This is a genomic window from Xanthomonas sp. NCPPB 1754, assembly GCF_041475725.2.
GTDB lineage: Bacteria > Pseudomonadota > Gammaproteobacteria > Xanthomonadales > Xanthomonadaceae > Xanthomonas > Xanthomonas euvesicatoria.
The window spans coordinates 3,097,423-3,117,559 of record NZ_CM192982.1; the positions used below are offsets into that span (position 1 = coordinate 3,097,423).

At 63.6% G+C, this 20,137-nt stretch carries 19 protein-coding genes and 1 tRNA gene; 2 read left to right on the forward strand and 18 right to left on the reverse strand.

Features of this window, described 5'->3' with window-relative positions:
- The 11 genes from nuoH to tpiA form a co-directional block, all read right to left on the reverse strand.
- Window positions 1-1,092 carry an NADH-quinone oxidoreductase subunit NuoH gene (gene nuoH / locus ACCQ15_RS13585; protein WP_008570972.1) on the reverse strand — a complete coding sequence of 364 codons (1,092 nt, stop codon included), beginning with the start codon at window positions 1,090-1,092 and terminating at the stop codon, window positions 1-3.
- A complete protein-coding gene (gene nuoG / locus ACCQ15_RS13590; protein ID WP_372380670.1) occupies window positions 1,089-3,323 on the reverse strand; it encodes an NADH-quinone oxidoreductase subunit NuoG in 2,235 nt (744 codons plus the stop codon). The genes nuoH and nuoG overlap by 4 nt, the downstream gene beginning before the upstream one ends.
- Entirely contained in the window at window positions 3,320-4,654 is a 1,335-nt protein-coding gene (nuoF, locus tag ACCQ15_RS13595; RefSeq protein WP_003485551.1) for an NADH-quinone oxidoreductase subunit NuoF, read from the reverse strand. Before nuoF ends, nuoG begins: the two co-directional genes overlap by 4 nt.
- Window positions 4,655-4,657: 3 nt before the next feature.
- Window positions 4,658-5,185, reverse strand: coding sequence for an NADH-quinone oxidoreductase subunit NuoE (nuoE, locus tag ACCQ15_RS13600; RefSeq protein ID WP_003485548.1), 528 nt, complete (start codon window positions 5,183-5,185; stop codon window positions 4,658-4,660).
- Window positions 5,182-6,489, reverse strand: a complete 1,308-nt coding sequence (locus ACCQ15_RS13605) for an NADH-quinone oxidoreductase subunit D (RefSeq protein ID WP_008570969.1) — start codon at window positions 6,487-6,489, stop codon at window positions 5,182-5,184. Before ACCQ15_RS13605 ends, nuoE begins: the two co-directional genes overlap by 4 nt.
- Window positions 6,486-7,238 carry an NADH-quinone oxidoreductase subunit C gene (locus tag ACCQ15_RS13610; RefSeq protein ID WP_218490033.1) on the reverse strand — a complete coding sequence of 251 codons (753 nt, stop codon included), beginning with the start codon at window positions 7,236-7,238 and terminating at the stop codon, window positions 6,486-6,488. Before ACCQ15_RS13610 ends, ACCQ15_RS13605 begins: the two co-directional genes overlap by 4 nt.
- A 36-nt stretch (window positions 7,239-7,274) precedes the next feature.
- Entirely contained in the window at window positions 7,275-7,829 is a 555-nt protein-coding gene (locus ACCQ15_RS13615) for a NuoB/complex I 20 kDa subunit family protein (protein ID WP_005914280.1), read from the reverse strand.
- Window positions 7,820-8,176, reverse strand: coding sequence for an NADH-quinone oxidoreductase subunit A (locus tag ACCQ15_RS13620; protein ID WP_003485539.1), 357 nt, complete (start codon window positions 8,174-8,176; stop codon window positions 7,820-7,822). The genes ACCQ15_RS13615 and ACCQ15_RS13620 overlap by 10 nt, the downstream gene beginning before the upstream one ends.
- A gap of 102 nt (window positions 8,177-8,278) precedes the next feature.
- A tRNA-Leu gene (locus ACCQ15_RS13625) sits at window positions 8,279-8,363 on the reverse strand.
- Window positions 8,364-8,412: 49 nt separating this feature from the next.
- Window positions 8,413-8,886 (reverse strand): preprotein translocase subunit SecG, encoded by a 474-nt coding sequence (secG, locus tag ACCQ15_RS13630; protein WP_014090525.1) that lies wholly within the window; start codon window positions 8,884-8,886, stop codon window positions 8,413-8,415.
- Window positions 8,887-8,919: 33 nt separating this feature from the next.
- A complete protein-coding gene (tpiA, locus tag ACCQ15_RS13635; protein WP_008570966.1) occupies window positions 8,920-9,675 on the reverse strand; it encodes a triose-phosphate isomerase in 756 nt (251 codons plus the stop codon).
- Between the two features lie 112 nt (window positions 9,676-9,787).
- Here tpiA and ACCQ15_RS13640 point away from each other — a divergent pair, with 112 nt between their 5' ends.
- Together ACCQ15_RS13640 and ACCQ15_RS13645 are read left to right on the forward strand one after the other, a co-directional pair.
- Window positions 9,788-10,588 carry an SDR family NAD(P)-dependent oxidoreductase gene (locus ACCQ15_RS13640; protein ID WP_372380671.1) on the forward strand — a complete coding sequence of 267 codons (801 nt, stop codon included), beginning with the start codon at window positions 9,788-9,790 and terminating at the stop codon, window positions 10,586-10,588.
- Between the two features lie 91 nt (window positions 10,589-10,679).
- Window positions 10,680-12,077 (forward strand): hypothetical protein, encoded by a 1,398-nt coding sequence (locus tag ACCQ15_RS13645; protein ID WP_218534751.1) that lies wholly within the window; start codon window positions 10,680-10,682, stop codon window positions 12,075-12,077.
- 56 nt (window positions 12,078-12,133) lie between these two features.
- On the opposite strand, the gene ACCQ15_RS13650 is transcribed toward ACCQ15_RS13645, so the two are convergent.
- The 7 genes from ACCQ15_RS13650 to accD form a co-directional block, all read right to left on the reverse strand.
- Window positions 12,134-12,562, reverse strand: coding sequence for a group I truncated hemoglobin (locus ACCQ15_RS13650; RefSeq protein WP_008570964.1), 429 nt, complete (start codon window positions 12,560-12,562; stop codon window positions 12,134-12,136).
- Window positions 12,562-13,434 (reverse strand): DUF3034 family protein, encoded by an 873-nt coding sequence (locus tag ACCQ15_RS13655; RefSeq protein WP_218502817.1) that lies wholly within the window; start codon window positions 13,432-13,434, stop codon window positions 12,562-12,564. The genes ACCQ15_RS13650 and ACCQ15_RS13655 overlap by 1 nt, the downstream gene beginning before the upstream one ends.
- On the reverse strand, window positions 13,431-15,797 hold the full coding sequence (locus tag ACCQ15_RS13660) for a putative bifunctional diguanylate cyclase/phosphodiesterase (RefSeq protein ID WP_372380672.1): 2,367 nt from the start codon (window positions 15,795-15,797) through the stop codon (window positions 13,431-13,433). Before ACCQ15_RS13660 ends, ACCQ15_RS13655 begins: the two co-directional genes overlap by 4 nt.
- The gene (locus ACCQ15_RS13665; protein WP_011347946.1) at window positions 15,794-16,477 is read right to left on the reverse strand and encodes a methylamine utilization protein; all 684 of its coding nucleotides are present in this window, start codon (window positions 16,475-16,477) and stop codon (window positions 15,794-15,796) included. The genes ACCQ15_RS13660 and ACCQ15_RS13665 overlap by 4 nt, the downstream gene beginning before the upstream one ends.
- A gap of 188 nt (window positions 16,478-16,665) precedes the next feature.
- Window positions 16,666-17,604, reverse strand: a complete 939-nt coding sequence (locus tag ACCQ15_RS13670) for an isopenicillin N synthase family dioxygenase (protein ID WP_011347947.1) — start codon at window positions 17,602-17,604, stop codon at window positions 16,666-16,668.
- 122 nt (window positions 17,605-17,726) lie between these two features.
- Window positions 17,727-19,076 (reverse strand): phosphoglucosamine mutase, encoded by a 1,350-nt coding sequence (gene glmM / locus ACCQ15_RS13675; RefSeq protein ID WP_122272597.1) that lies wholly within the window; start codon window positions 19,074-19,076, stop codon window positions 17,727-17,729.
- Window positions 19,073-19,966: an acetyl-CoA carboxylase, carboxyltransferase subunit beta gene (accD, locus tag ACCQ15_RS13680; RefSeq protein WP_372380673.1), complete on the reverse strand. Its 894-nt coding sequence runs from the start codon at window positions 19,964-19,966 to the stop codon at window positions 19,073-19,075. Before accD ends, glmM begins: the two co-directional genes overlap by 4 nt.
- Window positions 19,967-20,137: the final 171 nt, after the last annotated feature.

The window sequence follows — 20,137 nt, forward strand, 5'->3', positions numbered from 1 at the left end:
TTACACGCCCTTCTGGATCACGCCGTAAAACACCATCAACGCCGTCACTGCGATCCACACGATCGTGAGCGGAATGAAGACTTTCCAGCCCAGACGCATGATCTGGTCGTAGCGGTAACGCGGGAAGCTGGCGCGGAACCAGATATAGGCGCTGGCGAAGAAGAACACCTTCATCAGCAGCCACGGCCAGCCGCCCTTCCACAACCAGTCGATCCACGGCGAAACGTCCGCATTGACCCAGCCCTGGATCGGGCTCAACCAACCGCCGAGGAAGAAGATCGAGATCAGGAAGCTGACCAGGATCATGTTGGCGTATTCGGCCAGGAAGAACAGGGCGAACGCACCGCCGGAATATTCCACCATGTGACCGGCGACGATTTCCGATTCGCCTTCCACCACGTCGAACGGCGCGCGGTTGGTTTCGGCGACGCCAGAAACCCAGTACACGATGAACAACGGGAACAGCGGAATCAGGAACCAGTCAAAGAAACCGGAGTTGCCGGCCTGCGCGAACACGATCTGGCTCAGGTTGACACTGCCGGAGGCAATCATCACACCGACCAGCGCAAAGCCCATCGCGATTTCGTAGCTGACCACCTGCGCGGCCGAACGCATCGCGCCCAGGAAGGCGTATTTCGAGTTCGATGCCCAGCCGGCCAGGATGATGCCGTACACGCCCAGCGAGGTCATCGCCAGCAGATACAGCAGGCCGACGTTGGCATTGGACAACACCAGCTTCGCATCGAACGGCACCACCGACCATGCGGCGAAGGCCGGCGCCAGTGTCAGCAGCGGTGCGATGACGAACATCGCCTTGTGCGAGCTGGTTGGCTGCACGATTTCCTTGAACAGGAGTTTGAAGACGTCGGCGAAGGCCTGGAAGATGCCCATACCCACGTACATGGGCCCATGGCGCACGTGCATCCAGCCGATCAGCTTGCGCTCCCAGACCACGTAGAACGCCACCGCCACGATCACCGGCACGGCGATCAGCAGGATCTTCAATACCGACCACAGCACCACGCCGCCATCGCCCAGCCCCAGGAACCACTGGTGCAACGGGTCGACCAGGTTCAACAACAATTCGTTCATGCAGCCACCACCGTTACACGACCGGCACCGAGCGGCGCGGTTGCGCCATGGCCGGATTCGATCCACACCGTGCCCGGTGCGACGCGCTTGTCCAGCACCACCGGCAACGTTGCCTTACCGGCATCGGTACCGACCTTGACCATCTGACCAGCCTGGACCTGCAACTGCGTCGCCTGCTCCGGATGCATCGCCACGCACGGCGCGATGTTGAGCGGATGCGACTGCAGCGCAGCGGCCCGACGCACCACCGCATCGGTGCGGTAGATCGCCGCAGTTGCAGCGACTTCCAGCCCGTTGCTGGCGGCCGCTGGCTGCGCCGACGCCGTTGGCGTCACGTTGCGGTTCTGCATGCCGGCGCGCAGGCCGACCAGGTCGATGAATTCGAAACCGGGCAGACCCAGTTCACCGCCAAGTGCACGCAGCACGCGCCAGCCCTCGCGCGCTTCGACCGGTAGGCGGCCAGCAGCACGTGCAGTCTGCACGCGGCCATCGAGATTGGTCAGCGATGCATCGATTTCCGGCAACGCACCGATCGGCAGAATCACATCGGCCACATCGCGCGTCGACGCACAGGCGAACTGGCTGAAGGCAACCACCTTGGCGCCTGCCAGCGCGCTGCGTGCAGCGGCGGCGTCGGCAAAATCCAGGCCTGGCTCGATGCCGTACAGCACGTACGCCTGACGCGGCTGGGCCAGCATGGCGGCGACATCGCGCGCGGTCGGCAGCACGCCCTGCGCCACCAGACCCACGGCATTGGCGCCTTGCGGGATGCGGCACAACGATGCGCCGGTTGCGGCAGCGAAGTCGCGTGCGGCGGCACGCAACGCGGCAGCCTGCGGATGATTTTCGGCCAACGCACCGACCACGATCACGGCGCGGCTTGCAGCCTTGACCGCATCGCGCAGCGTCGCATCGCTCAGTGCACCCGCCAACTGCGACGGGGCCACCACGGTGCGGCTGGCCTGGGTGAAGGCGAAATCGAAGTCGACCGGGTTGACCGAGTGAATCTGCGTACGGTTCTGGAAATGCGCCTTGCGCAGACGTGCGTGCAGCAACGGCAGCTCATGCCGCACATTGGTGCCGAACAACACCACCACGTCAGCCTGTTCGATCTCCGCCAGCGGCGTGGCAAACGCTTCGGCTACCGCAGCGTCGGAGAAATCACGGTTGAGCAAACGGTGGTCCAGGTTGCCGCTGCCCAGACCTTCGGCCAGACGCGCGAGCAATGCGCCTTCTTCGTTGGACGTGGACGGATGCACCAACACCCCGAGCTGATCGCCGGCGTTTTCGCGCAGGATCTGCGTGGCGGCGGCCAGACCTTCGGCCCAGCTCACTTCAGTCCACTGCCCGTTGACCTTCTTCAGCGGCTTGACCGCACGGTCTTCGGCATACAGGCCCTGATGCGAATAACGGTCGCGGTCGGAGAGCCAGCATTCGTTGACTGCCTCGTTCTCACGCGGCACGGTGCGCAGCACTTCGCCACGACGCACATGCAGGAACAGGTTCGACCCCATCGCATCGTGGTAACCCAGCGATTCGCGCGCCATCAGTTCCCACGGACGCGCGCGGAACTGAAACACCTTGTTGGTCAGCGCGCCCACCGGGCAGACGTCGATGACGTTGCCGGAGATCTCGGTGGTCAGCGGCTTGCCGTCGTAGGTGCCGATCTGCAGGTTCTCGCCGCGATACATGCCGCCCAGCTCGTAGGTGCCGGCAATATCTGCGGTGAAACGCACGCAACGGGTGCACTGGATGCAGCGGGTCATCTCGGTGGCGACCAGCGGACCGATGTCCTCGTCCGGCACTACCCGCTTGCGCTCGTTGAAGCGGCTGACCGAACGGCCATAACCGAGCGAAACGTCCTGCAGTTCGCACTCGCCGCCCTGATCGCAGATCGGGCAGTCCAGCGGGTGGTTGATCAGCAGGAATTCCATCACGCTGCGCTGGTACTTCAAAGCCTTTTCGCTACGCGTGGTGACCTTCATGCCATCCATCACCGGCGTGGCGCAGGCAGGCGACGGCTTGGGCGACTTTTCGACATCGACCAGGCACATGCGGCAGTTGGCCGCGATCGGCAGCTTCTCGTGGTAGCAGAAGCGCGGGATCGGGATGCCGGCCTTGTCGGCCGCCTGGATGATCATCGAGCCCTTCGGCACGACCAGACTCTGGCCGTCGATCTCGACGGTCACATGGTCCGGTGGCACGTTCGGGTTCACTGGTTGGGCGCTCATGCAGCCACTCCGACTTGCGTATCGACGATCGAACGACCGTTGACGATGTAGTACTCGAACTCGTCCCAGAACTGGCGCAGGAAGCCTTGAATCGGCCATGCCGCCGCTTCGCCGAACGCACAGATGGTATGGCCTTCGATCTGGCCAGCGACGGTGCGCAGCTGATGCAGGTCTTCCATCGTGGCCTTGCCGGCGACGATGCGCTCCAGCACGCGATGCATCCAGCCGGTGCCCTCGCGGCACGGGGTGCACTGGCCGCAGGATTCCTTGTGAAAGAACTGCGAGATGCGGCAGGCGAAACGCACGCAGCAGACGCTGTCGTCCAGCACCACGATGGCACCCGAACCCAGACCGGTGCCGAGCGCACGCAAGGTGTCGTAGTCCATCTGCAGGCCAGCCACCTGGTCGGCCTTCAGCACCGGCATCGACACGCCGCCAGGCACCACGCCCTTGAGCTTGCGACCCGGGCGCAGCCCGCCGGCCATTTCCAGCAGTTCGTCGAAGGTGGTGCCGAGCGGCACCTCGAAATTGCCGCCCTTCTGCACGCAACCGGACACCGAGAAGATCTTCGGGCCGCCGTTCTTGGTCTTGCTCAAACCGAGGAACCACTCCGGGCCGTTGCGAATGATCGCCGGCACCGACGCATAGGTCTCGGTGTTGTTGATGGTGGTCGGCTTGCCGTACAGGCCGAAATTCGCGGGGAACGGCGGCTTGTAGCGCGGCTGGCCCTTCTTGCCTTCCAGCGATTCCATCAATGCGGTTTCTTCGCCGCAGATGTACGCACCAGCGCCCAGCGCACCGTAGATGTCGATATCCACGCCGCTGCCGAGAATGTTCTTGCCCAACCAACCGTTGGCGTAGGCATCGGCCAGCGCCAGCTCGAAGTTTTCGAACGGCTCGTGGTGGAATTCGCCACGCAGGTAGTTGTAGCCCACCGTCGAGCCGGTGGCGTAGCAGGCGATCGCCATGCCCTCCACCACCGAATGCGGGTTGTAGCGCAGGATGTCGCGGTCTTTGCAGGTGCCCGGCTCGGATTCGTCCGAATTGCACAGGATGTACTTCTGCATCGTGCCCTTGGGCATGAACGACCATTTCAACCCGGTCGGAAAGCCCGCACCACCACGGCCGCGCAGGTTCGACGCCTTGACCATTTCGATAACATCGGCCGGCGGGATCTTCTCTTCGAGGATCTTGCGCAGCGCGGCGTAGCCACCGGTTTTCAGATAGCTCTCATACGACCACGGAGTGTCGTAGTGCAGGGTCGTGTAGACGACCTGATGCGGCTGCGGCGCCGGACCGACCGGGCCTGAGGGTGCGTGATGATGTGCCATGTCTTACTCCAGCCCGTCCAGCAGCGCGTCGACCTTTTCTTTCGTCAGATGCTCGTGATAGTGGCCATTGATGACCATCATCGGCGCCGCGGAGCAGGCAGCCAGGCACTCTTCTTCGCGCTTGAGGTAGACGCGACCATCGGCCGTCGACTGCCCCAGCTTGCAACCCAGCTTCTTTTCCGCGTGGGCCAGCAGATCCTCGGCGCCATTGAGCCAGCAGCTGATATTGGTGCAGAACGCCACGTTATGGCGGCCGACGCGTTCGGTCTCGAACATCGAGTAAAAGCTGGCGACCTCATAAGCCCATACCGGCGGCAGCTCCAGGTACTTGGCTACGCCCACGATCAATTCGTCGGTCAGCCAGCCCTGGTTCTGCTCTTGCGCGGCGTGCAGACCCTGCAGCACCGCCGAACGCTTGCGGTCCGGCGGGAACTTGGTCAGCCAGTGATCGATGTGCGCGCGCGTCTTGTCGCTCAGCACCACCTGCGGATCGACGTCGCGCGCCGCTTCGAAATTACCCGTCGCCTTCATCGGTCAACCTCACCGAAAACTAAATCGTAAGTACCGATCATCGCCACGACGTCGGCCAACAAATAGCCACGCACCACCGCGTCCATCGACGACAGATGCGCAAAACCCGGCGCGCGCAGATGCACGCGGAACGGCTTGTTGGCGCCGTCGGACATCAAGTAGCAACCGAACTCGCCCTTGGGTGCTTCCACCGCGCTATAGGTTTCGCCGGCCGGCACGCAATAGCCTTCACTGAACAGCTTGAAGTGATGGATCAGTGCTTCCATGTCGTCCTTCATGCCTTCGCGGCTGGGCGGAGCGACCTTGAAATTGGTGACCATGACCGGGCCTGGGTTGGCCTTCAGCCACTTCACGCACTGTTTGATGATGCGGTTGGATTCGCGCATCTCGGCCACGCGCACCAGGTAGCGGTCATAGCAGTCGCCGTTGGTGCCGACCGGGATATCGAAATCCACCGCGTCGTACTTGGCGTAGGGCTGCTTCTTGCGCAGATCCCACTCGATGCCCGAGCCACGCAACATCGGACCGGTCATACCCCAGGCGCGTGCCAGATCCGGGCTGATGATGCCGACGTCGACGGTACGCTGCTTCCAGATGCGGTTATCGGTCAGCAGGGTCTCGTACTCGTCCACGCGTGCCGGGAAGGTATTGGTGAACTCCTCGAGGAAGTCCAGCATGGTGCCTTCGCGACCGGCATTGCGCTTCTTCAGCGCCCCGCCCTTGTGCCAACGCGACTCCTTGTACTGCGGCATGCGATCGGGTAGATCGCGGTAGACGCCGCCGGGACGGTAGTAGGCCGCGTGCATGCGCGCGCCACTGACCGCCTCGTAGACGTCCATCAGTTCTTCGCGCTCGCGGAATGCATACAGCATCACCGCCATCGCACCCAGATCGAGCGCATTGGAACCGACCCACATCAAATGGTTCTTGATGCGGGTGATCTCGTCGAACATGGTGCGGATGTACTGCGCACGCTCGGGTGCTTCGATCCCCATCAGGGATTCGATCGCGCGCACATAGGCGTGCTCGTTGCACATCATCGAGACGTAATCCAGACGATCCATGTACGGAACCGACTGGTTGAACGGCTTGGACTCGGCCAGCTTCTCGGTGCCACGGTGCAGCAGGCCGATATGCGGATCGGCACGCACCACGGTCTCGCCATCCATTTCCAGGATCAGGCGCAACACGCCGTGCGCCGCAGGATGCTGCGGGCCGAAGTTCATCGTGTAATTGCGGATTTCCTGCTTGCTTTCGACAGGATTGCTCGCGAAGGCATCGGTTGCCTGGCGGAACTCACTCACTTGGCAGTCTCCGACTTGCCCACTTCACCAGCGGCAGTCTCATAACGGGCATCGTCGCGAATGACGCGCGGCACGCCGACGCGCGGCTCGACCGAGGTCACCGGCTCGTACACCACGCGCTTGCGCTCCTCGTCGTAACGCACTTCGACGTTGCCGATCAGCGGAAAGTCCTTGCGGAACGGGTGGCCGACGAATCCGTAGTCGGTCAGGATGCGGCGAAGGTCCGGGTGCCCATCGAACACGATGCCGAACAGGTCGAACGCCTCGCGCTCGAACCAGTTCACGCCCGGCCAGATATCGGTCAACGACGCCACCACCGGCACCTGCTCGTCCGGTGCGTAGCAACGCACGCGCAGACGCTGGTTGTGCTGGTAGGAAATCAGCTGTGCGACCACCGCAAAACGTTGCTTGGGCAGCTGCTGCGGCTGCGCGCCGGAAGAGCTTTCCTGGCTGGGGAATTCGCCCCAGGCGAAACGGCCGACGGCCTTGCCTTCGACGCCGCGACTGAAGCCCTGCGACGACACGTCGGCGGTGTCCCACTCGTCGCTGCCGTAGCCCAGGTAATCGACGCCACACAGGTCGCTGAGCTGTTCGAAACCGAGCTCGTCACGCAGTGCAAGACAGGTGGCGTGCCAATCGACGGCCGCGACTTCCAGCGTCACTTCGCCGCGCGGCAATGCCACGGCAATCTGCGCACCGGCGAAACGTGCCGCAAGTCGGTCAGTGAAGGAGGATGCTTGCTCTGCCATGGGGGCTTGGCTGCTCTCGGTAGAAGAAGACGGGTGTCAGCGCGCGATCGTCTGGGTACGCCAGATCTTCTTCTGCAGCTGCAAGATGCCGTAGACCAGCGCCTCGGCGGTCGGCGGGCAGCCCGGGACGTAGATGTCCACCGGCACGATGCGGTCGCAACCGCGCACCACCGAATACGAATAGTGATAGTAGCCGCCGCCGTTGGCGCAGCTGCCCATCGAGATGACCCACTTCGGATCGGGCATCTGGTCGTAGACCTTGCGCAGCGCCGGGGCCATCTTGTTGACCAGGGTACCGGCCACGATCATCACGTCGGACTGGCGCGGCGACGGGCGGAACACCACGCCGTAGCGGTCCAGATCCAGGCGCGAGGCGCCCGCGTGCATCATCTCGACCGCACAGCACGCCAAACCGAAGGTCATCGGCCACATCGAGCCGGTACGCGCCCAGTTCAGCAGCGCATCGACGCTGGTGGTCACGTAGCCCTTTTCGAGCAACGGGTTTTCGCCTTCCGGGCGCAGGATGTCTTCCACCCGGCCTTCCGGCATCGGGTTGGTCATCAGACTATCCAGGGTCTGAATCACTCCCATTCCAGCGCTCCCTTCTTCCACACGTAGATAAAGCCGAGGAACAACATGCCGACGAACAGACCCATGGTGACCAGCGAACGTGCGCCGATCTCCATGAACACCTGCGTCCACGGCACGATGAAGATGATTTCCAGATCGAACACGATGAACTGGATCGCGATCAGGTAGTAGCGCACATCGAACTTCATGCGCGCGTCTTCGAAGGCTTCGAAGCCGCACTCGTAAGGCGAGAGCTTGCGCGGGTCCGGGCTACGCGGACCGAGGAATCGACCGACCAACATCAGCACGATGCCGATACCGGTGGCGACGATCAGAAACAGCAGACTCGGCAAATATTCGGCCAGCACAGCGATTCTCTCTTGCCTCTGCCCGCACGCGCCGCGTGCCGGCATGGGGTATAGGCAGACCCCGCGCGCGACAAGCGATGCGCAGGAACTGCAGCCAAACAATGGTGCCCAAGAGGGGACTCGAACCCCTACGACCTAAGTCGCTACCACCTCAAGGTAGTGCGTCTACCAATTCCGCCACCTGGGCATACGTTGCGCCGCTGGGCATCCCAGTGCGCAGCGTATTGTAACCGGCTTCAGCGTTTTTGTGCTGGTTCTGAAGCGTTTTCTTCGCTTGCTGCAGGCGCCGGCTGCGCCGGTGCGGACTGCGCAGGCGCCACTGCCGGGGCGGCGGCCGGAGCCGGCTGCGACGGAGCGGTCGGCACCGCACCTGCGGCCGGGGCCTGCGGCAACGGCTGGGTGAGCTCGCCGGCGGCGGCCGGAGCCGGGGTTGCCGACTGCGACATCACACCCAGGTTCTGATCCGTAGGACGTGCGCCGTGCGTGGCGTACCACGCCATGAACAGGCTGATGCTGAAGAACACCACCGCCAGCCACTTGGTCGACTTGGACAGGAAGTTCGACGCACCCTGCGAACCGAACACGGTGCCGGACGCGCCGGCGCCGAAGCCGGAGCCGGCCGCCGCACCTGCGCCACGCTGCATCAGGATCAGCGCAATCATCGCCAGGGCGACCAGCACGTAGACCACATTGAGGATCAACATCAGCATTTCGAAATCCGTCCCCGGACAAAACTTAATGGGTTAGCACGCGGCCGCCGCGCGTGCGATGGCCAGGAAATCTTCGGCGACCAGTGACGCGCCTCCGACTAGCCCGCCATCGACGTCAGGCTGCGCGAACAGCTCGCCGGCGTTGTCGGGCTTGACACTGCCCCCGTACAGGATGGGCAGCGAATCGGCGATTCTAGCATCCGCCTTCGCGACTTCGCCACGCAGGAAGGCGTGTACGGCCTGCGCCTGCTCCGGGGTCGCAGTGCGGCCGGTGCCAATGGCCCAGATCGGTTCGTAGGCCAGCACCGCGCCTGCGAAACCGGCGCTGCCGACCAGCGCCAGGACCGGGTCGAGCTGGGCACGTAGGATTGCCTCGGTCTGACCGGCTTCACGCTGTTCCAGCGATTCGCCCACGCACAGCACTGGAATCAGTCCAGCATGGATGGCGGCGGCAAACTTGCGTGCCACCAGCTCGCTGCTCTCATGGTGATACTGGCGGCGCTCGGAGTGGCCGACCAGCCCGTAGCCGGCACCGACATCGACCAGCATGGAGGCCGAGACCTCGCCGGTGTAGGCGCCCTTCTCATTACTGCTGACGTCCTGGGCTCCGAACGACAGGTGATGGGCCTCGAAATCCTCGATCAGGTCGCCGAGGTAAGGCAGTGGCGGCAGGATGACGACTTCGACACCCTCCAGGGGCATGTGCGCGGCCACCTTGGCCACCAGTTCGGTGGCGAAGGCGCGGCTGCCATGCAGCTTCCAATTTCCGGCAACGATCTTTCGACGCATCAGGCGCAGGTTCCTGAGTTGAAGACAGGCGACAGAATAGCCCAAGGCCTGGCAGCAACCGGCACACTTCTGTCCGCCAGATGTCCTTCCCCTCCCCTTACAGGAACCTGCCATGTCCGTTTCGCCTGTCTTCGCCTTGATCACCGGCGCCTCCAGCGGCATTGGCCGCGAGATTGCGCGCGCATACGCCAGGCGCGGCGTGCCGTTGATCCTGACCGCACGACGGGTGGACCGGCTGCAGGCATTGGCCGAGGAATTGCGCAGCACGGTTCGGGTGGAAGTGCTGCCGGCCGATCTGGCCGACCCTGCCGCGGCCGAGGCGCTGGCAACGCAGATCCAGCGCAACGGCTGGACCGTGGGCACGCTGGTCAACAACGCCGGTTACGGCGTGCCGGGCCGCTACCTGCATCACGACTGGGCCACGCATGCGCGCTTCCTGCAGGTGATGGTGGGCGCGGTGTGCGAACTGACCTGGCGACTGCTGCCGATGATCCGTGCCAGCGGCCAGGGCCGCATTCTCAACGTGGCCTCGTTCGCCGCACTGACGCCCAGCGCCGATGGGCAGACCCTGTATGCGGCCAGCAAGAGCTTCATGCTGCGCTTCAGCGAATCGCTGGCGCTGGAAAACGCCGATTGCGCGGTCAAGGTCTGCGCGCTGTGTCCGGGCTTTGCCTGGTCCGAATTCCACGACGTGACCGGCACCCGCGAGGCGATGTCCACCCTGCCCGCCTGGGCCTGGCTGCAGGCCGATGCAGTGGCCGAATATGGAATCGCCGCACTGGAGCGCCGCCAGGTGCTGGCGGTACCGGGCTGGCGCTATCGGCTGGTCAACGCAGCACTGCGGCTGTTGCCGCATGCGTTTGCCCTACGCCTGATGGCGCGCGGCTCGCATCGGGTGCGGCCGCTGGCGTGAACACTCATACTTCATGGGGTAGAAACGCTCAAGCGACGCGGGCGACCTAGAGGCCACTACTGACATCACCATTAGGAACACAATCAAGGCAATGACAAGTCTCGGCACAGTACCGCTTTATACACCAGCGGCCACACGCAATGATTCACGGGCACTTCCATTCATTGTTGCTGCAGCGATCTTTTTCATAGCCCAACTGATCATTGATGCCAGGGACTTTACGGGTGATGCCGGCGCTTACTGGGCACTAAGCTCAGCCATCATCAACGGCACCTTCCCACAAACGATCAGGGGCTATGCCTACCCGCTCCTACTGACCCCTTTCAGGCTTGTCTTTGATCAATCGCAGCCCGCAGGGCTGCTTTCTCTAAAAATAGGGCAATCGATCGGATATGCCTACACATTTTCCATATTGCTCCCAAATCTTTACAGATCGATATTTGGCGAGAAGCTTTCTACCGCAAGAAGACTTATTCCATCAACCCTTATTGCATCTGTATTCCCAGGATTAATCTCCTACCCTCTAAGCGATGCACCATCACTTGGATTGATGGCACTGTCCGTGTACATAACGGTGAATTCGATCAGATCAAAGTCGTTATACGGACTATTTGCCGCGGGACTAATCTGCTATCTCACATACAACATCAGAACTATTTATCTATTCTCATTCATTGCCCTCGCCATCGTCTCTGCAACGTTTTTTGCCAAGGACATTCAACACAGAGCTTTTGCGCTCGCGACGTTTTTAGCGGGCTCGCTTATCGGCGCTTTGCCGCAGATAGCAATCAACCACACACACCATGCCACCATGTCTCCGCTCGTGGTGACCGATGTCCGCGGCGCATCACTTTTTGCCAGGCAGCTGACTTGGGGCATGGTGGTCGATAGGTACGAAACCTACATCGACCCCGGTACCGCAAAGGCAACCCCGACCTTCTACGCCAACCAGCGCGGTGCGGCATTATTGGAGAAGAATGGCGGTTTTGTGAAAAACCAGTCTTTCACTCGAATGTTGGCGATTATGGCGAAACATCCAATTACGTTTTTCCAAATCTATCTGCGCCACACCGCCTCAGCGCTCGACGCCAGAGATGGAGAGGTCTATACCAAACAACCATCCGCCGAAAAAAATCCACGCTCGATCCTTTTCCTTATCATCGTCACCTTTGGCATCACTCAGTTGGGCAAGGCGATATTTTTCGCGCCATCCCAGCAGACCGTGAGCGCCAGGGCTCTATACACCCTGACCTTGCTCGCACCTTGCATAGCCATCATTCCTGGCGCAATCGAGACGCGATTCTTTCTCCCCCTCTACTGCCTGGCATATTGTGCGTTAGCTTTTCAAGAAATCAGCAGGAGGGCGTTCTTCATCCAATTGGGGTTGGCGGCGATCCTGACGGCAAGCATTTATTCTTTCGTTGCAGACTCCGTCAAAAGTCCGATTCATTCCCGACCCGAGTCATACATCCCTGGTGAACCGGGTTGAATTCGCCATGATCGCTGACCGTTGCGACACGGAGCACCACGCTTGGTAGGTGTCAATCAGTGATTGACGATCTCGCCGTGCATGGCCGCCAGACGCGCCAGCAGGCGGTTTTGCGTGCGACGCGGAATCTTGCGCTGATCCATGGCCCAGTTCAGATCCTCGACCAGGGCATTGAAGTCGCCTTCGCGGATGGCCAGGTGCGCGTGCGCCTGCTGCATCGATTTGGCGGTGTCCGGGCATGGGCCGTCGGCGACATGGCAGAACTTCTGCACCAGGCGCTCGTTGAGCATGACGATATTGACGCGCGCGAATTTATCGACGATGCGTGGATCGTCGGCGATGCGCGAGAGCATGGTTTCCACCAGCGCTTCGATGCCGGCCTGCCCGCCGAGTTCGTCGTACAGCGTCTGCCGCGATTGCGTGCTGGCGCAGGCGCTCGTCAGGCCCAGCACGCAGAGCAGCGACCAGCGCAGCCATCGGTTCATCAGAACGCCACCTGCAAGGAGAGATAAGGGCCGCGCTGATCGGCAAGCGTGGCGATGTCGCCAAGATCGGCGAATGCAGCGGTCAACGAGACATGCTTGCTCGGGAACCAGGCAACGAATGCATCTGCCCACGCTTGCTCGCGCGCAAAGCCGAGGTTATTGGGTTTGTCGCGATATTCCACACCCACTGCCCAGGACGGCGACAGCACGACGGCGGCGCTGACTTCCGGAACCAGGCGATAGCTGTTGCGGCGATCGCCGCCGAAGCCGAGCAAGCCGGCCTGGTTGGCGCGGGTAGCGCGCAAGGTGCCGTTGAGCAGCAGCTGATATCCAGCAGCGCCCTGCAGCAACAAGCGGCTTGCGCTGACATAGATGTCGGTGCCGTGATCGTTGCGCGCACCGATCGCCAACGGCAAGGTGCCGTTGCGCAGGCGTTTGTACTGCACGCCCAGGCTGACTTGTGGCGCATGTCCGTACACAAGGTCGCCGGCCACGCGCACCTTGGCACCGAACACGTCCTGGCCAAGCGCATTCCATGGCAAGCCGAGCCGGTCCTGCAAGGTGCCCAGATCCAGGCGCTGGCGGGCAAGCGACAGTTCCAGCCGATTGCCGACCGTGAGCGCGGCGCCCTGCACGTCGAGACGGTAATCGCCGCTGTCGACATGGGTTGCGAACGCGACGGTGCCAAGCTCGTCGCGCGTGCCGTACCCGGACAACGTGGCCCACGGCACGATGCCGCCGCCGCTACTGCCTTCGATCATCGACACGCCGCCGGTGGCGAGCAGGCGCCCGTCACCGGCCAGGGCATGCAGCGGCGCGAACACGCCGGCCACCGCAGCAGCAACAAGCGCAACACGCAGATGCCCGCTCATCGCTGCACTCCTGCATGCGCTGGCGTGGTCATGCCGAGTTGGCGCATGCACCAAGCCACCAGCGGCGCTTCTTCCAGCGGTGGCGAATACAGATAGCCCTGCACCATGTCGCAGCCGTAGCCGCGCAGCAACGCGAGGGCCGCGGTGTTCTCGACGCCTTCGGCAATCACACTCAGCCCTAGGTTGTGCCCCAGATCGATCGTGCTGCGGACGATGAAGGCATCGTCGGTGCCTTCGGCCAACTGCATGACGAAACTCTTGTCGATCTTCAATTCGTTCACCGGCATGCGCTTGAGTTGTGCCAACGAGGAATAGCCGGTACCGAAGTCGTCGATGGACAGGCGCACGCCGACACTGCGCAACTGATGCAGCATGTGCAGCGCGAATTCGACATCGCGCATCAGGGCGCTTTCGGTCAATTCCAGTGTGACCGACTGCGCTGGCACGGCATGATGCTCCAGGCAGCCGCGGACGAAGTCAGGCAATCCGGGATCGGACAGATCCAGTGCCGACAGGTTGATGGCCATGCCCAGTTCCAGCCCTTGCTTGCGCCATTGCGCCTGGCAGCGCAGAGCTTGGTCCAGCACGAAGCGGGTGAGCGGATGGATCACGCCGGAGTGTTCGGCAAGCGGGATGAATTCGTCCGGGCCGATCGGCCCTAGCACCGGGTGATGCCAGCGCACCAGCACTTCGACCTGTTCGACATGATCGGTGCGCAGACAAATCTTGGGCTGGAAGCGCAAGGTGAGTTCGTTGGCGCCGATGGCCTGACGCAGATCGCCGGTGAGGCGCAAACGCCGCAAATGCTGTTCGTCCTGGCCCATGCGGTAGACGCTGGCGCCGAAGGCGGCCGTCGTACCGACCTGCCGCCGTGCAATGTCGGCCCGGCGCAACAAGGTGTCCGGGTCGGCGCCGTGCTCGGGAATCAAGGCGATGCCGATGCTGGCTTCGAGCTGGATGCGCGCCTGCGGCAACACCAGCGGGCGGCGCAACTGCAGCAGCAGGCGCTGCGCATCCTGCTGCACGCTGGCCGCATCGGCTTGCGCCACCACCACCATGAATTCATCGCTTCCCAGCCGGCCCACCAGGTTGGGCTCCTGCACGACCTCCAACAACCGACGCCCGGCTTCCACCAATACCTGGTCGGCGAAGTCGTGGCCCAGGCTGTCGTTGAGTTCCTTGAAGCGCTCCAGATCCAGGATCAGCACCGCGGCGGTGCCACCGGATGCCACGGTCTGATCCACCACGTCCTTCAAGCGTTCCAGCAACCAGATCCGGTTAGGCAACCCGGTCAGGGCGTCATGGCGGGCCTGATGCAGGATGTGCTGTTCGCGGCTGGCGATCTGGTGCTGCATGCGCCCGAAACTGTCGGCCAGTTCGGCGAGTTCGCGGCCCGGCGGCACCTGCACGGCGGTGCGGTAATCGCCGCGCTGAATGCGCCGTGCGGCCTGCACCAGTTGCGCCACGGGTTTGCTCACGCTGCGCGCAAGAAAAATCGCCACGCCCAGTGCAGCGACCGTGGCCAAGCCTGCCAGCAGCAGGATCCGCAGCTTGAGGATGCGGTACGGCGCCACGGCGCGATCCAGCGATGCCTGCAAGGCCACCCGCACCTGGCTGTCGCCCTGGATCGATTGCAGCCTGACCAGATAACGCGACTCATCCAGCGTCAGCGGGATCGATGCAGCCTGCACCTTCTCGGCCAGGGGCAGCTGCTGCGCGAATTGGGCGCGCGCCGAGGGCTCCAGGGTGGAGGCCAGCACGCGCACCGGCGGGCCATCGGTAAAGAAGGTCGCATCCAGCCCGGTGGTGGTGCGGAAATCCTGCGCCAGGCCATCGCCGGATTCGTTGCCGATCCCAATCCAGCCGACCCGGTTCGGCGCCAGCACCTGCACCACCGCCAACCGCACGATGTGCTGATTCAGCGCCACCACACCGACCGCGCGTCCATCGCGCTGCGCTTGCTGCAGCAAGGCCTGCACCGCACGCAATTGTTCGGCCTGCGGCACGTCGGCCAGGCCGGTCAAGAATTGGCCATCGGGCGACAGCAAGAGCGCGGTTTGCGCCGACATGCGCGCGGCGTGGTTACGCAAGGCCGACTGCATGGTCGGCACATCGCCGCTTGCAACGGCCGCACGAAACCCGAAATCGTCGGCCAGCACCGACGCCGACTGCAGCAGCTGTTCGTCGCGGCGCACGTTGATGCGTTGCCAGACCCGCTGCCCGATCTCCAGCTCTTCGCCAAGTTGCGCCTTGACGCTGCGCTCGGTCGCCACCTGAACGGCAAGGAAGGTCAGCGCCTGGGTGGCAAGCACGACCAGCACGAGCAAGGCCGCGATGCGGGTATGCAGGCGCATCGACCTCATGGGCGCGGCTTCTTCGGGTCGGCGTTACGGAACTTGTCCTGCAGGGCGCGCACGCGCGCATCCGGTGGCGCCACGGCCGGCGCGGCGCCGGTGGTCTGCAGGGTCACGCGGCGCTGTACTGGTTCGCGTGCGATCACCAACGGCTCGCTGCTGGCCGCGCCCTTGATGCGCGGGTGCCAGACCCGCAGCGTGTAATTGCCCGCAGGCGCCTCCAGCTGGGCGCGGCCATCGCTGCCGGTCTTGCCGAAATACGGCGTGTCCAGCACCACGATGTACCCCAGCATCCAATCGTGGATGTTGCAGCCGATGGTGACCAGACCCGCCTGGTCGAAACGCACCGGCGTTGCGGTGGTGCCTTGAAACAGCGGCAGCTCGAAGCGCTTGGCCGGAGAGAACGAATACACCTGGTGGCGAATCTGATCGTTGTTCGGAAAGCGCACCAGGGTGCCGGTGCGCACTGCGAGCACGGCAGGCACGAACTGCGAATTGACCTGATCCATCTCCGCAGTCTTGGCCGCGGCTGGCGGAGCCGGCCGCGCCGGCTCCAGGCTCACGACCGCATCGACCAGCACGCCGCCGGCATCGGCGACGGTCACATTGACCGCTGTCGCCGACACCGATCCTGCGCCGGCACAGGCCGCCAGCACCGACACGACACCCAGCCATTTGATCCATCGCATGCGCACGCCCCCAGCCCTGTGCAATCGGCAGCGGGCGCCAGGCGAGTCCGACGTCGCGCTAGCGATTAGCCTCGGTTATCGGCCCGAGTGAACGCAAACTTTAACCAGACGCGAGCGGAATCTTCTGAACAGAAGTGCGGCACCGGTCACCGGTGGTGTTGCGAGCGCGGCTGTTGCGCAGGCGCAGATCACTTCAGCTTGATCTCGCGCAGACGCTCTTCCAGGAAGCCATGCGCCGTGATCGGCTCCGGATAACGGCTGGGATTGTCGGCACTGATGCACGAGGGCAGCACGTCGATGAGGAAATCCGGATTGGGATGCAGGAAGAACGGCACCGAATAGCGCGGCTGGCGCGCCTGCTCTCCGGGCGGATTGACCACGCGGTGGATGGTGGACGGATATACATGGTTGGTCAGGCGCTGCAGCATGTCGCCGATGTTGACCACGATGGTGTCGGCGTCGGCAGTGAACGGCACCCACTCGCCATCGTGGGAACGCACTTCCAGGCCGGCGGCACTGGCACCCACCAGCAAGGTGATGAAATTGATATCGCCATGCGCACCGGCACGCACGTTGGGAATGTCGTCGCTGGTGATCGGCGGGTAATGGATCGGCCGCAGGATCGAATTGCCGTTGTTGGTCTTGTCGACGAAGTAGTCCTGCGGCAGGCCGATATGCAGCGCCAGCGCCGACAGCACGCGCGAACCCAATTGATCGAGCTGCTGGTACAGCTGGTAGCCGCGCTCACGGAAGCCCGGCACTTCGCTAGGCCACAGGTTCGGCGGCATCACTGCGCGGTACGGCGAATCGTCCGGAATCTCGCGGCCGATGTGCCAGAACTCCTTCAGGTCGAAGTGCTTGGAATCCTTGGCGGTTTCCACGCCGAACGCGGTGTAGCCGCGCGCGCCACCGCTGCCTTCCACGTGATAACGGCGCTTGGTCGCTTCGGGCAACGCGAAGAACGCCTTGAACACGTCGTAGGCGGCGTCGATGTCGGCCTGGGCGATGCCGTGGTTGCGGATGCCGGCAAAACCCCACTGCCGATAAGCCGCTCCGAGCTCGGCGACGAAGGCGTCGCGATCGGTGTCGAAACGGGTGATGTCCAGCGTGGGGATGCGCGCGCTCATACGGATGTCTGCAGTCAAGGTCGAAAGGTCCAGAGAAACCTGCTGATCAGATCAGCAGGCGATACAACAGGTAGAACGTGGCGGCCTTGGCGATGACCACGCACACGCCAATGACGATCGACTCACGCCGCGTCACGCACTGCACCCGAGAGCCGGTCGAGCGTGTCCTGCATCAGGCCGGCGTCGTCAGCCTCCACGGTCACCCGTACCACCGGTTCGGTGCCCGACGGGCGCAGGAACGCGCGGCCGCGCCCTTGCACGGCGGCCTGCGCCTGCTGCAATGCCTGCTGCACGTTGACCGCTTCCACAATGGCCTTGGCGGTGCCGCCATCCAGGCGCACGTTGACGGTCTTCTGCGGCACCTTGCTCAGGCTGGCCAGCGCCTCGCGCAGGCTCTGCCCATCGCGGCCCAGCGCTTCGAGCACCTGCAGCGCACTGACGATGCCATCGCCAGTGCTGGCACGGTCCAGGCACAACAGGTGACCGGACGTTTCGCCGCCCAACGTGCCGCCGCCTTCGACCAGGGCCTGATGCACGTAGCGGTCGCCGACCTTGGCGCGCTGGAACGGGATGTTCAGTGCAGCCAATGCCTGTTCCAGACCGTAGTTGGTCATCAAGGTGCCGACCACGGTACCCGTCAGCCGGCCGCTGGCCTGCCACGAGCGGGCCAGCACATACAGCAGATCGTCGCCATCGACCGGATTGCCCTGGTCGTCGGCCATCAGCACGCGGTCGCCGTCGCCATCGAAGGCGATGCCCAGATGCGCGCCGCACTCGCGTACCTTGGCGGCGAGATTGTCGATATGGGTCGAGCCCACGCCGGCGTTGATGTTGAGCCCGTCCGGCGCGGCGCCGATGACCACCACTTCGGCGCCCAGCTCGCGGAACAGCATGGGTGCGATGTGATAAGTGGCGCCATGCGCGCAATCCAGCACCATCTTCAGCCCGTGCAGGGTGAAACCGCGCGCCACGCTGGCCTTGCAGAATTCGATATAGCGGCCGATCGCGTCACGGGTGCGAATGGCCTTGCCCAATCGCTCCGATTCCACCGTGTGGAACGGCTCGTCCAACGCCGCTTCGATCGCCGCTTCGGTGGCGTCGTCGAGCTTCTCGCCTTCGGCGGAGAAGAACTTGATGCCGTTGTCGTAATGCGGATTGTGCGAGGCACTGATCACCACCCCCGCATCGGCGCGCAGCGTGCTGGTCAAAAAGGCGATGGCCGGGGTCGGCATCGGCCCGATCAGCTGCACGTCGGCCCCGGCGGCAACCAGGCCAGCCTCCAGCGCCGCTTCGAACATGTAGCCGGAAATGCGGGTGTCTTTGCCAATCAGCACCAATGGCCGCTTGCTGCGGCCCTGGGTCAGTACACGGCCAAGCGCATTGCCCAGGCGCAGCACGAAGTCGGCCGAGATCACACCCTGCCCGACCCGGCCGCGGATGCCGTCGGTGCCGAAATACTTGCGTGCGCTCATGCGGCGTCGGCGTCTTGCGGATGCGGCTGCGGCTGCCGCATCATCATCGCGGTGAGCTCGGCGATGCGGTCGCGCAGCTGGCGGCGGTCGCAGATCTGGTCGATGGCGCCGTGGTCGAGCAGGAACTCCGAGCGCTGGAAACCTTCCGGCAGCGTTTCGCGCACGGTCTGTTCGATCACGCGCGGGCCGGCAAAGCCGATCAGCGCATGCGGCTCGGCGATGTTGATATCGCCGAGCATCGCGAACGAGGCCGACACGCCACCGGTGGTGGGATGGGTGAGCACCGAGATATACGGCAGGCCGGCTTCGCGCAGGCGGCCGAGCGCGGCCGAGGTCTTGGCCATCTGCATCAGCGAGAACAGGCCTTCCTGCATGCGTGCGCCGCCGCTGGCGGAAAAGCACACGAACGGGCAGCCCACTTCCAGCGCCACTTCGGCCGCACGCGCAAAGCGCTCGCCGACCACCGACCCCATCGAGCCGCCCATGAAGGCGAAATCGAACGCAGCGGCGACCAGCGGATTGCCCTTGAGCGTGCCGCGCATGGCGATCAGCGCGTCGTATTCGCCGCTGGCCTTCTGGCTGGCCTTGATGCGCTCGCCGTAGCGCTTCTGGTCCTTGAACTTGAGCGCGTCGACCGGCCCGAGCTGAGCGGCGATTTCAGTGGTGGCGGTGTCCGGGTCGAACAGCGAATTCAGGCGCGCGCGGGCGCGGATGGCCATGTGGTGATCGCATTTCGGGCACACCTCGAGGTTTTCTTCGAGTTCCGGGCCGTACAGCGCGCTCCCGCAATTGCTGCACTTTTCCCACAGGCCCTCGGGGACACTGCGCTTCTTGGCCGGGGTGTTTTCGGTGCGGATGCCGGAGGGCATCAATTTGCTGAGCCAGCTCATGCGTGTATGACAATCCATGCAGGGCGGCCTGGCGGGCCGCAGAGGGGCGACAGTCTAACGCGCCGTGGGAATGCCAAGGTAGCCGGGGTCATGAATGCGGGATCTGGCGCAGAGACTTGCGGTCTTGGGCGGCGTGATGTCTCTGCGCAGGATGGCCGCGGACGTATCGCG

What these genes read in the sequence shown, in the direction of transcription:
- nuoH (WP_008570972.1), bottom strand. Translation starts at nt 1,092, where the DNA reads ATGAACGAATTGTTGTTGAACCTGGTCGACCCGTTGCACCAGTGGTTC.
- nuoG (WP_372380670.1), bottom strand. Translation starts at nt 3,323, where the DNA reads ATGAGCGCCCAACCAGTGAACCCGAACGTGCCACCGGACCATGTGACC.
- nuoF (WP_003485551.1), bottom strand. Translation starts at nt 4,654, where the DNA reads ATGGCACATCATCACGCACCCTCAGGCCCGGTCGGTCCGGCGCCGCAG.
- nuoE (WP_003485548.1), bottom strand. Translation starts at nt 5,185, where the DNA reads ATGAAGGCGACGGGTAATTTCGAAGCGGCGCGCGACGTCGATCCGCAG.
- ACCQ15_RS13610 (WP_218490033.1), bottom strand. Translation starts at nt 7,238, where the DNA reads ATGGCAGAGCAAGCATCCTCCTTCACTGACCGACTTGCGGCACGTTTC.
- ACCQ15_RS13615 (WP_005914280.1), bottom strand. Translation starts at nt 7,829, where the DNA reads ATGGGAGTGATTCAGACCCTGGATAGTCTGATGACCAACCCGATGCCG.
- secG (WP_014090525.1), bottom strand. Translation starts at nt 8,886, where the DNA reads ATGCTGATGTTGATCCTCAATGTGGTCTACGTGCTGGTCGCCCTGGCG.
- tpiA (WP_008570966.1), bottom strand. Translation starts at nt 9,675, where the DNA reads ATGCGTCGAAAGATCGTTGCCGGAAATTGGAAGCTGCATGGCAGCCGC.
- ACCQ15_RS13640 (WP_372380671.1), top strand. Translation starts at nt 9,788, where the DNA reads ATGTCCGTTTCGCCTGTCTTCGCCTTGATCACCGGCGCCTCCAGCGGC.
- ACCQ15_RS13645 (WP_218534751.1), top strand. Translation starts at nt 10,680, where the DNA reads ATGACAAGTCTCGGCACAGTACCGCTTTATACACCAGCGGCCACACGC.
- ACCQ15_RS13650 (WP_008570964.1), bottom strand. Translation starts at nt 12,562, where the DNA reads ATGAACCGATGGCTGCGCTGGTCGCTGCTCTGCGTGCTGGGCCTGACG.
- ACCQ15_RS13655 (WP_218502817.1), bottom strand. Translation starts at nt 13,434, where the DNA reads ATGAGCGGGCATCTGCGTGTTGCGCTTGTTGCTGCTGCGGTGGCCGGC.
- ACCQ15_RS13660 (WP_372380672.1), bottom strand. Translation starts at nt 15,797, where the DNA reads ATGAGGTCGATGCGCCTGCATACCCGCATCGCGGCCTTGCTCGTGCTG.
- ACCQ15_RS13665 (WP_011347946.1), bottom strand. Translation starts at nt 16,477, where the DNA reads ATGCGATGGATCAAATGGCTGGGTGTCGTGTCGGTGCTGGCGGCCTGT.
- ACCQ15_RS13670 (WP_011347947.1), bottom strand. Translation starts at nt 17,604, where the DNA reads ATGAGCGCGCGCATCCCCACGCTGGACATCACCCGTTTCGACACCGAT.
- glmM (WP_122272597.1), bottom strand. Translation starts at nt 19,076, where the DNA reads ATGAGCGCACGCAAGTATTTCGGCACCGACGGCATCCGCGGCCGGGTC.
- accD (WP_372380673.1), bottom strand. Translation starts at nt 19,966, where the DNA reads ATGAGCTGGCTCAGCAAATTGATGCCCTCCGGCATCCGCACCGAAAAC.